Genomic DNA, 10100 nt, shown 5'->3' with positions numbered 1-10100 from the left:
TATGTGGGCACGGCGTCTCGCCAAAATGGGGACTGAACCGCAGCGTTCAACTTACCGAGAGCGGCGCGTGATCTCAAGGCTTGCATTCCTCAGGGACCGGCATGAACAGCGCAGTCCGTGCGGCCCTTGGCAGCGCCGGGGGAGCCGTGTAAGAGGGGCGCCAAAGCTACGAGGAGACCCGCGCGTGAGTGATACCGACAGTTTCATCGACGAAGTCACCGATGCCGTGCGTCAGGACAAGCTCTGGGCGGCGTTCAAGAAATGGGGCTGGATCGGCGCGGTTATCATCCTCGCGATCGTCGGCGGCACCGCTTGGAATGCGTGGCAGAAGGAAAAGACCGAGGCCGATGCGCGCGCCTTTGGCGATCAGGTGATGGCGGCTGTAAACGGTGACGCCACCAGCGCCGATCTCGCCAAGATCACGCCCGACGGTCCCGGCCGCACCGCAGTTCTCAAGATCATGCAGGGCGACGCCGCGATCGAGGCGGGCAAGCCCGACGAGGCGATCAAGTTCTTCGATGCGGTGAGCGCCGAGCAGGGCCTGCCGCGCTCGATCAGCGATCTCGCGAAGCTCAAGGCGGTAATCGCGGCGGGCGACAAGATGGACGCAGCCAAGCGCGACGCGACGCTGCAGGAGCTGGCCACCCCCGGCGCGCCCTACCGCCTTCTGGCGATGGAGCAGCAGGCGGCCGCAGCCGTCGCGTCCGGCGACACGGACGGCGCGATCTCGATCGCCCAGCAAATTCTTCAGGACGCCGGCCTCACGCCGGGCTTGCAACAACGCGCGACAGAGTTGATTGTGGCGCTGGGTGGCGAAGTGCCGACCCAGCCGGGGCAGTCCGCTCCGGCACCGCAAGAGTAAAGGGTTGAACCGGCGCGCCTTTATCGGGCGTGCGGGCACTGCAAGAGAGCCGAGACAGGCAGGGGGAACGGGCGTGAAGCTGAGCAAGACGATCTGCGTGCTGAGTGTGGCGGCTTTCGTGGCAGGCTGTACCAAGGAAACGATCCTTCCCGGCGAGCGTCTCTCGCCCCGCGACGCGCTGCGCGCCGAAGAGGGGCTGCCGCTGGCCGATGCGCCCGCCCAGCAGTCGCTGCCGATCTCGCTGCCGCGTCAGGTGGGCAATGCCGAATGGCCGCAGCGTGCGGGCTCGGCGACCCATAGTCTGTTCAATGCGGCGCTCGGCAACGGCACGACGCCGGTCTGGTCCGCCGATATCGGTTCGGGCAATGCGCGCCGCTATCGCATCACCGCCGATCCGATCGTGGGTGGCGGCAAGATTTACACTCTTGACAGTCAGGCCCGCGTGACCGCGACCGCGACGAATGGCGGGCGCGTCTGGCAGACCGACATCACGCCTCCGGGCGACCGCGAGGGCGATGCTTCGGGTGGCGGCGTGGCCTATGCCAACGGCACCGTCTACGTAACTTCCGATTTCGCCGAGCTCGTCGCGATCGACGCGACCACCGGCGGCATCAAGTGGCGGCAGTATTTCGACGCTGGCATCGGCGGTGCGCCGACCGTGAAGAACGGTGTGGTCTATGTGGTCGCACGCGATTCCTCGGCCTGGGCGATCCGCGCCAGCGACGGCAAGGAAATCTGGCAAGTGCCGGGTGCGCCGTCGGCTTCGGGCATGACCGGCGTATCCTCGCCTGCCGTCACCGATCGCATGGTGATCTTCCCGTTCTCCTCTGGCTTCCTGAGCGGCGTCCTGCCGCAAAGCGGGATGCAGATGTGGAACTCCAAAGTGCCGGGCGCACGTCCGGGCGTGGGCTACGCCAATATCGTTGACCTGACCGGCGATCCTGTCGTGGTGGGCGATACCGTCTATGCGGGCTCCTCGGCGGGTAAGCTGGCAGCGTTCGATGTGAATTCCGGCGAGCGGGTCTGGACCGCGACTGAAGGGGCCAACAGCCCTGTGCAGGTTGCGGGCGGCTCGATCTTCCTGGTCTCGGATCAGGGCAAGATCGTGCGTCTCGATGCCACGACCGGCGATCAGATCTGGTCCAAGGATCTGCCCTATTACACCAAGGACAAGCCGAAGCGTCAGCGCGATATCGTCGCGAGCTACGGCCCGGTTCTCGCTGGCAACAAGCTGTTCGTCGCGTCTTCCGACGGCGTGCTGCGCGTGTTCAGCCCGATCGACGGCAGCCTGATCGGCCAGGCGAAGATCCCGGGCGGGGCTGCGACCGATCCGGTCGTGGCGGGGCGCACCCTCTACGTCGTCGGCGGCGATGGGAAACTGCACGCTTTTCAGTGAGCCCTTTAGGGTGTAAGGGGGCCGCTTACGACCGCCCAAGGAGGGCATCATGAGCTTTACCCTGGCCATCGTGGGCCGCCCGAATGTCGGAAAATCGACGCTGTTCAACCGGCTTGTCGGCAAGCGACTCGCGCTTGTCGATAACATGCCCGGCGTCACGCGCGACCTGCGCGAGGGCGATGCGCGTCTGGGCGATCTACGTTTCATCGTGATCGACTCGGCCGGTCTGGAACTGGCCGAAGACGACAGCCTTCAGGGCCGGATGCGCCGCCTGACCGAGCGCGCCGTGGAAGAGGCCGATATCTGCCTCTTCATGATCGACGCGCGCGTGGGCGTGACGCCCGCCGACGAGATTTTCGCCGATATCCTGCGCAAGAAGAACGCCAACGTGATCCTCGCGGCCAACAAGGCCGAAGGAGCGGCAGGCGATGCGGGCGCGATGGAGGCCTGGAGCCTTGGTCTGGGCGAGCCGCTGCGGATCTCGGCCGAGCATGGCGAAGGTCTCGACGATCTCTACACCGCGCTGGTGCCGCTGGCCGATGAATTCGCCGAGCGCAACGCCGCGAACGCCCCCGTCACCGATATCGTGATCGAGGACGAGCTCGAGGAAGGCGACATCCCCGCCTACCAGCCGCCCTCCGCCACGAAGCCGCTGCAGCTTGCCGTGATCGGGCGCCCGAATGCGGGCAAGTCGACGCTGATCAACAAGATCCTCAACGAAGACCGCCTGCTGACCGGCCCCGAGGCCGGCATCACCCGCGATGCGATCTCGGTCACTGCCGATTTCATGGGCACGCCGATGCGGATCTGGGACACGGCGGGGATGCGTAAAAAGGCCCGCGTCACCGACAAGGTCGAGAAGCTGAGTGTGGCCGACGGTCTGCGCGCTGTGCGCTTCGCCGAAGTGGTCGTGGTGCTGCTCGACGTGAATATTCCCTTCGAGACCCAGGACTTGCGGATCGCCGATTTCGCCGAGACCGAGGGGCGCGCAGTCGTGGTTGCCGCGAATAAATGGGATCTCGAAGAAGACAAGCCCGAGAAGCTGAAAGAGCTGCGCGAGGCGTTCGAGCGCCTGCTGCCGCAGCTGAAAGGCGCGCCGCTGGTGACCGTCTCGGCCAAGACCGGGAAGGGGCTCGATCGGCTGCACAATGCGATCCTGAAGGCCCATGAGGTCTGGAATCGCCGCGTGCCGACCGCGAAGCTGAACAACTGGCTGACCGCGATGACCGAGGCGCACCCGCCGCCTGCGCCCGGCGGCCGCCGGATCAAGCTGCGCTACATCACGCAGGCGAAGACCCGTCCGCCGGGCTTCGTGGTGAAATCGACTCACACCGACAAGATCCCCGAAAGCTACGAGCGCTATCTGGTTAACGGTCTGCGCGAGAGCTTCGACATGCCGGGCACGCCGATCCGTCTTTACATGCGCGATCAGGGCAAGACGAACCCCTATAAGGATCGCAAGAAGTCGATCCCGTCGCGCCTGAAAAAGCACGTCGATGCGAAGAAGCGCTCGGCCCACAAGGAATCGGCGCGTAAAGCGCGCGAGGCGAAGAAGGGCGAGTAAGGCTCTAATCCTAAAAGAAAACGCCCGCCGGAGGATGTCGAAATCTCCGGCGGGCGTTTTTCGTTTCGGCGATGTCGGCGCGCTTTACAGAAAGCCTAGCCGATCGAGTGCCGCTTGGGCGCGTGCGCGCTCTTCGGTCGAGTCCGAAAGCACGCTCGCATTGATCTCCGCCATCAGTTTCGACAGCGTCTTTTCCCGGCGCATCGCGATGATCTGCGCGGGGATCTGGTCCTCACCGATCTCGAGAATGCGCCTCATCAAGACGCTATCCCGCTTGTGCGTGACTGTTACGGACATGTGCAGCTCTCCCGGCGACTCACTTAGAACACAGAAACGTTAACAACGTTCCCGGCCGGAGTCTTGCGTCGCCGGGTCGCAGTGTCAGGTCAGTTTGCCGTCGACCAGCCGGGTCTTGCCGCCGAGATAGGGGTGCAGGCAGGCGGGCAGGGTGACCGAGCCGTCCTCTTCCTGACCGTTCTCCAGCACCGCGATCAGGCAGCGCCCGACCGCGAGGCCCGAGCCGTTGAGCGTCGCGATGAATTCGGGCTTGCCGCCGCTTTCGGGCTTGTAGCGCCCGTTCATCCGTCGCGCCTGGAAGGTGCCGCAGGTGGAGACCGAGGAAATCTCGCGATAGGTGTTCTGGCCGGGCAGCCAGACCTCGAGATCGTAGGTCTTCTGCGCGCCGAAGCCCATGTCGCCGGTGCAGAGCACGATGCGACGATAGGGCAGCTCCAGCGCTTCCAGCACGGCCTCGGCGCATTTGGTCATGCGCTCATGCTCGTCGTTGGCGGTCTCGGGCGTGCAGAGCGTCACCATCTCGACCTTCTCGAACTGGTGCTGACGCAGCATCCCCGACGTGTCCTTGCCCGCCGAGCCCGCTTCCGAGCGGAAGCAGTTGGTATGGGCGCACATGCGCTGGGGCAGGGCGGCGGCGTCCATGACCTCGCCATTGGCGTAGTTGGTCAGCGTCACCTCGGCGGTGGGGATCAGCCACCAGCCATTGGTGGTCTGATAGCTGTCCTCGGCGAATTTCGGCAGTTGCCCGGTGCCCATCATCGCCTCGTCGCGCACCAGCACGGGGGTGATGTTCTCGGACAGATCGTGTTTGTCGACATGCAGGTCGAGCATGAATTGCGCGAGCGCCCGGTGGACGCGGGCGACCCCGCCCTTGAGCACCACGAAACGCGAGCCCGACAGCTTTGCCGCCGTCTCGAAATCCATCTCGCCACCCACGGCGGACAGCTCGAAATGCTCTTTCGGATCAAAGGCGAACTCGCGCGGCGTGCCCCAGCGGCTCACTTCGACATTCTCGTCCTCATCCGCGCCGTCGGGCACATCGGCCAGCGGCAGGTTCGGGATCGTCATCAGCAGATCGCGCAGCTTGCCGTCGAGTTCGCCCGCCTCGGTCTGCATCTGTGCGACCTCGGCTTTCTTCTCGGTCACCAGCGCGCGCAGGCGCTCGAATTCGGCCTCGTCGCCTTTCGCCTTCGCGGCGCCGACTTGCTTCGACGCAGCGTTCTGATCGGCTTTCGCGGTCTCGGCGGCGTGGATTGCCGTGCGGCGCGCCTCGTCCATCGCGAGAATCTCGGGCGAGAGCGGCGAGAGCCCCCGCCGCGCCAGCTGCGCGTCGAATTCTTCGGGGTTTTCGCGGATTGCGCGGATATCGTGCATCTCACCATCTCCAAGACTGTTGCGGGAAAGGCTTTAGCGCATGAAAGTGAAAGCGAAAACCCCCGGCGATGCGGCCATGACACAGGTCAATGAATTCGGGCCTCTGGAGTGGTTGTATTCTCTCGGGCGAATACATATTCAATAACCGGAATATAAATTGCAGGCGCAGGGGCGCGCCGGTAAGGGAAGGGAACCCGAGATGACGTTGAAGCTTCTGCCGTTGGCATTCGCCGCGTTGATCCTGCCGGGAATCGCGTTGGCGCAGGACGGGGCGATTACGGTCGAACCGCAGGTCGTGACCGATTGGAAGTCTGTCTACGGGCAGGTCGAGGCAAAGAACACGATTGCGGCGCGTGCACGGATTTCCGGCACGATCACCGCGCTTGACGTGACCGAGGGCGACGAGGTCAAAGCCGGTCAGGAGATCGGCAAGATCACCGACCAGACGCTCGATTATCAGATCGGCGCGGTCGATGCGCAGATCAACGCGCTCGAAGCGCAGCTGGAAAACGCGAATACCGAGCTCAAGCGCGGGCAGGAATTGCAGGCGCGCGGCGTCTCGACCTCGCAGAATGTCGATCAGCTTCAGACGCAGGTGAATGTCTACGAGGGCCAGATCGCGGCGCAGAAAGCGCAGCGCAAGGTCTATGAACAGCAGCAGGAATTCGGCACCGTGACCGCGCCGATCGACGGCAAGGTCGTGACGGTTCCGGTCACCAAGGATGCCGTCATCATGGGCGGTGAGACCATCGCGACGATTGGCGGCGGCGGGTTCTTCCTGCGTCTGTCGATCCCCGAGCGTCACGCCGACACGCTGCACATGGGCGACACGATCATGATCACCGATCCCGACGGCAAGGAGATCGACGGCAAGCTCGCCAAGATCTACCCCGAGATCGAGGGCGGCCGCGTGCAGGCCGATGTCGAAGTGCCCGATCTGGATTCGCGCTTTGTCGGCGCGCGGCTTCTGGTGAAGCTGCCGATGGGCGAGCGTGACGCGATTGTCATCCCGCAGGACTATGTCTTCAACCGCACCGGGCTCGATTTCGTCCGCGTGAAGGAAACGGACGGAACCTATCTGCGCACGGTCGTGCCGGGCGTTAAGGTCAATATCGACGGCCAGGACATGGTCGAAGTTCTCACCGGCCTGAACGCCGGCGACACGGTGGTGCCGAACGATGAGCAATAACCAAGGCACCGGGCCCGAGACGCCCGAAGACGACGAAATCCACGTCAAACTGGGGATCGCGGGGGGACTCACGAAGTCCTTCATCCGCTCTGCGCTGACGCCGCTGATGATCCTCGCCGCGATCGCGGTGGGTCTGGTCGCGCTGATCTCGCTGCCGCGCGAAGAAGAGCCGCAGATTTCCGTGCCGATGGTGGATATCCACCTGCAGGCGCCGGGTCTGAAGGCGCAGGACGCGATGAAGCTGGTGACCGAGCCGATGGAAACCATCGTGCAGGGCATCAACGAGGTCGAGCACGTCTATTCGCACACGCAGGACGATTATTCGCTGGTGATGGCGCGCTTCAAGGTCGGTACCTCTTCGGATGCCGCGATCCTGCGCGTGCACGAAAAAGTTCGCGCGAATATGGACAAGATTCCGAAAGGCATCCCCGATCCGGTGATCGTGGGCCGCGGGATCGACGATGTGGCGATCGTCTCGCTGACGCTGACCGGCAAGGACGGCGCGCAGGTGGACAGCGACGAGCTGACCCGTGTCGCGCGCGAACTGCAGACCGAGGTCACGAAGATCCAGAACGTTGGCCTGACCTATCTGGTGGGCGACGCCACGAGCGAAATTCGCATCGAGCCCGAGCCCGACAAGCTCGCGCTCTACGGCGTGACGCTGCAGCAACTCTCGAACAAGGTCACGCAGGCGAACCGCGCCTTCAACACCGGCAATATCCGCCATGAGGGCAAGCAGATCAGCCTCTCGGCAGGGGAGACGCTGACCGCGCCTTCCGAGATCGCGGGCCTGCTGCTGACCACGCGCGACAACCGCCCCGTCTATGTGGCCGATGTCGCGAAGGTCTCCTATGTGCCGGACGCCTCGGACCATATCGTCTCCAACGTGCAGCGCGACGCCAATGGCAAGATCGAGCGCTCACCTGCCGTGACCCTCGCCATCGCCAAGCGCGCAGGCTCCAACGCCGTGGTCGTGGCCGAGCATATCCTAGACCGCGTGCACGAACTGCACGGCCAGCTGATCCCCGACAATGTCGAGGTGAAGGTCACCCGCGACTATGGCGAGACCGCGAACGAGAAGGCCAACGAGCTGCTGTTCCACCTTGGCCTCGCGACGGTCTCGATCGTGGGCCTCGTGCTGGTCGCGATCGGCTGGCGCGAATCCATCGTGGTCGCAGTCGTCATTCCAGTGACGATCCTGCTGACGCTGTTTGCGGCCTATATCATGGGCTTCACGCTGAACCGCGTGTCACTTTTCGCGCTGATCTTCGCGATCGGTATTCTCGTCGATGACGCCATCGTGGTGATCGAGAATATCGCGCGACACTGGGCGATGAAGACGCCCGGAAGTCGTGTGACCAAGGCGATCGAAGCCGTGGCCGAAGTGGGCAACCCCACCATCGTGGCCACCCTGACCGTGGTCGCCGCGCTGCTGCCGATGCTCTTCGTGTCGGGGCTGATGGGGCCTTACATGTCGCCCATTCCGGCGGTGGCCTCGGCGGCTATGATCTTCTCCTTCTTCGTGGCGGTGATCATCACCCCGTGGCTGATGGTGAAGGTCGCGGGCAAGGCGCAACTGCATGGCCATCACGGCGATGACGACGCCTATGGCGGCGAACATGCGGGCGGCAAGCTCGGGCGGATGTACAGCGCTGTGGCGCGTCCGATCCTGAAGACCAAGGGCCGCTCGGGTCTGTTCCTGCTGGTCGTGTCGGTGCTGTCCTTCGGCTCGCTGGGGCTGCTTTATACCAAGCATGTCACCGTGAAGCTGCTGCCCTTCGACAACAAATCCGAACTCTCGGTCGTGGTCGATATGCCTGCGGGCACCTCGGTCGAGGGCACGGATGCGGTCGCTCAGCAGGTGGCCGAGATCGTGACTAAGCTGCCCGAGGTGCTCTCGGTGCAGACCCATGCGGGCACCTCCGCGCCGTTCAACTTCAACGGGCTCGTGCGCCACTACTACCTGCGCGCGCAGCCCAATCAGGGCGATGTTGAGCTTCAGCTTGCGCCGAAAGGGGAACGGGATCGCACCAGCCACGAGATTGCGCTGGAGATCCGCGACAAGATCAAGGCGATCAAGCTGCCCGAAGGCGCGAGCCTGAAGACGGTCGAACCGCCGCCGGGTCCGCCGGTGATCGCGACGCTTCTGGCCGAGGTCTATGGCCCGACGCCCGAGATGCGCCGCGACGCGGCCCGCCGGATCGAGGACGCCTTCAAGCAGGTGCCCTATATCGTCGACGTGGATAACAGCTTCGGCATCCAGCCCGACAAGCTGCGCGCCACGGTCAATTCCGACGATCTGGAGTTCTACTCGGTCTCCGAAGGCGATGTCTGGGATACGCTCGGGATGCTGAACGGTTCGACCACGGTGGGCTATTCCCATCGCGGGCAGGAGCGCCAGCCGATCCCGATCGTGATGGAGCGCTCGAAGTCGAACAAGGTGATGAACGAGGAAACGCTTTCGACGCCGATCCCGGCCAATGTCCTGCCCGGCGCGCGCGGCGTGGTGGAACTTGGCGACGTGGTCAGCGTCGACAAGGAGAAGGCGTCCTATCCGATCTTCCGCCATAACGGGCGCGAGGCCGAGATGGTCACCGCAGAGCTCGCCGGCAAGTTCGAGGCGCCGCTTTACGGGATGCTCGCCGTCGACGATGCGATCAACAACATGGACTGGCCCAAGGGCGAGAAACCGGTCGTGTCGCTGCATGGCCAGCCGCAGGACGAGAGCCATGTGACGCTTCTGTGGGACGGCGAATGGGAGGTGACCTGGGTGACCTTCCGCGACATGGGCGCGGCCTTCGCCGTGGCGCTTCTGGGGATTTACATCCTCGTCGTCGCGCAGTTCGGCTCGTTCCGCCTGCCGCTGGTGATCCTGACCCCGGTGCCGCTGACCTTCCTCGGGATCATGCTCGGCCACTGGATCTTCCACGCGCCGTTCTCGGCCACGTCGATGATCGGTTTCATCGCGCTGGCGGGGATCATCGTGCGCAACTCGATCCTGCTGGTGGACTTCATCCGCCACGGCAGCCACGAGGGCAAATCGCCGACCGAGGTGCTGATCGAGGCAGGGGCCATCCGCTTCAAGCCGATCCTGCTGACCGCGATCGCAGCGATGATCGGTGCGGTGGTGATCCTGGCCGACCCGATCTTCCAGGGTCTCGCGATCTCGCTGCTGTTCGGTCTGCTCAGCTCGACCCTGCTGACGGTGCTCGTGATCCCGGCGATCTACCGGATCTTCAAGACCTGATCCGGTCACCGACCTGCAACGGAAAACCGCCCGCACGTCTCTCTCGTGCGGGCGGTTTTTCTTTATCGGATCGCGGAGCGGCCCCCCCTTCGCCTTGGCGAAAATATCCCGGGGGTGAGGGCGAAGCCCGAGGGGGCAGAGCCCCCTCCCTGTTAAGTTTTGTCGCCCTCC

The 10100-nt window shown here is 64.3% G+C and carries 7 protein-coding genes; 5 read left to right on the top strand and 2 right to left on the bottom strand.

What is annotated here, in order from left to right; all coding sequences use genetic code 11:
• Nucleotides 1-184 precede the first annotated feature (184 nt).
• From BMI89_RS00435 to der, 3 genes are all read left to right on the top strand, one after another.
• Nucleotides 185-862 carry a hypothetical protein gene (locus BMI89_RS00435; RefSeq protein WP_078569402.1) on the top strand — a complete coding sequence of 226 codons (678 nt, stop codon included), beginning with the start codon at nucleotides 185-187 and terminating at the stop codon, nucleotides 860-862.
• Nucleotides 863-935: 73 nt separating this feature from the next.
• On the top strand, nucleotides 936-2258 hold the full coding sequence (locus BMI89_RS00430; RefSeq protein WP_078569401.1) for a PQQ-binding-like beta-propeller repeat protein: 1323 nt from the start codon (nucleotides 936-938) through the stop codon (nucleotides 2256-2258).
• 49 nt (nucleotides 2259-2307) lie between these two features.
• Entirely contained in the window at nucleotides 2308-3822 is a 1515-nt protein-coding gene (gene der, locus BMI89_RS00425) for a ribosome biogenesis GTPase Der (protein WP_078519589.1), read from the top strand.
• A gap of 84 nt (nucleotides 3823-3906) precedes the next feature.
• On the opposite strand, the gene BMI89_RS20770 is transcribed toward der, so the two are convergent.
• Nucleotides 3907-4080: a hypothetical protein gene (locus tag BMI89_RS20770; RefSeq protein WP_158522071.1), complete on the bottom strand. Its 174-nt coding sequence runs from the start codon at nucleotides 4078-4080 to the stop codon at nucleotides 3907-3909.
• Nucleotides 4081-4203: 123 nt separating this feature from the next.
• Nucleotides 4204-5493 (bottom strand): serine--tRNA ligase, encoded by a 1290-nt coding sequence (gene serS / locus BMI89_RS00420; RefSeq protein ID WP_078569400.1) that lies wholly within the window; start codon nucleotides 5491-5493, stop codon nucleotides 4204-4206.
• Between the two features lie 199 nt (nucleotides 5494-5692).
• Between serS and BMI89_RS00415 the strand changes: the two genes are divergently transcribed.
• Both BMI89_RS00415 and BMI89_RS00410 read left to right on the top strand, forming a co-directional pair.
• Nucleotides 5693-6682 (top strand): efflux RND transporter periplasmic adaptor subunit, encoded by a 990-nt coding sequence (locus BMI89_RS00415; protein ID WP_078569399.1) that lies wholly within the window; start codon nucleotides 5693-5695, stop codon nucleotides 6680-6682.
• The gene (locus BMI89_RS00410) at nucleotides 6672-9929 is read left to right on the top strand and encodes an efflux RND transporter permease subunit (RefSeq protein ID WP_078569398.1); all 3258 of its coding nucleotides are present in this window, start codon (nucleotides 6672-6674) and stop codon (nucleotides 9927-9929) included. Before BMI89_RS00415 ends, BMI89_RS00410 begins: the two co-directional genes overlap by 11 nt.
• The last annotated feature ends 171 nt before the right edge of the window (nucleotides 9930-10100 follow it).

The sequence above is a fragment of the Thioclava sp. F36-7 genome (genome assembly GCF_002020075.1).
Lineage (GTDB): Bacteria > Pseudomonadota > Alphaproteobacteria > Rhodobacterales > Rhodobacteraceae > Thioclava > Thioclava sediminum.
The sequence above is the reverse complement of the archived record's forward strand: the minus strand, read 5'-3'. Positions and strand labels throughout refer to the sequence as shown.

Excerpts from the sequence above, each read along its gene's own strand:
- der (WP_078519589.1), top strand. The coding sequence starts at position 2,308 with ATGAGCTTTACCCTGGCCATCGTGGGCCGCCCGAATGTCGGAAAATCG.
- BMI89_RS20770 (WP_158522071.1), bottom strand. The coding sequence starts at position 4,080 with ATGAGGCGCATTCTCGAGATCGGTGAGGACCAGATCCCCGCGCAGATC.
- serS (WP_078569400.1), bottom strand. The coding sequence starts at position 5,493 with ATGCACGATATCCGCGCAATCCGCGAAAACCCCGAAGAATTCGACGCG.
- BMI89_RS00415 (WP_078569399.1), top strand. The coding sequence starts at position 5,693 with ATGACGTTGAAGCTTCTGCCGTTGGCATTCGCCGCGTTGATCCTGCCG.
- BMI89_RS00410 (WP_078569398.1), top strand. The coding sequence starts at position 6,672 with ATGAGCAATAACCAAGGCACCGGGCCCGAGACGCCCGAAGACGACGAA.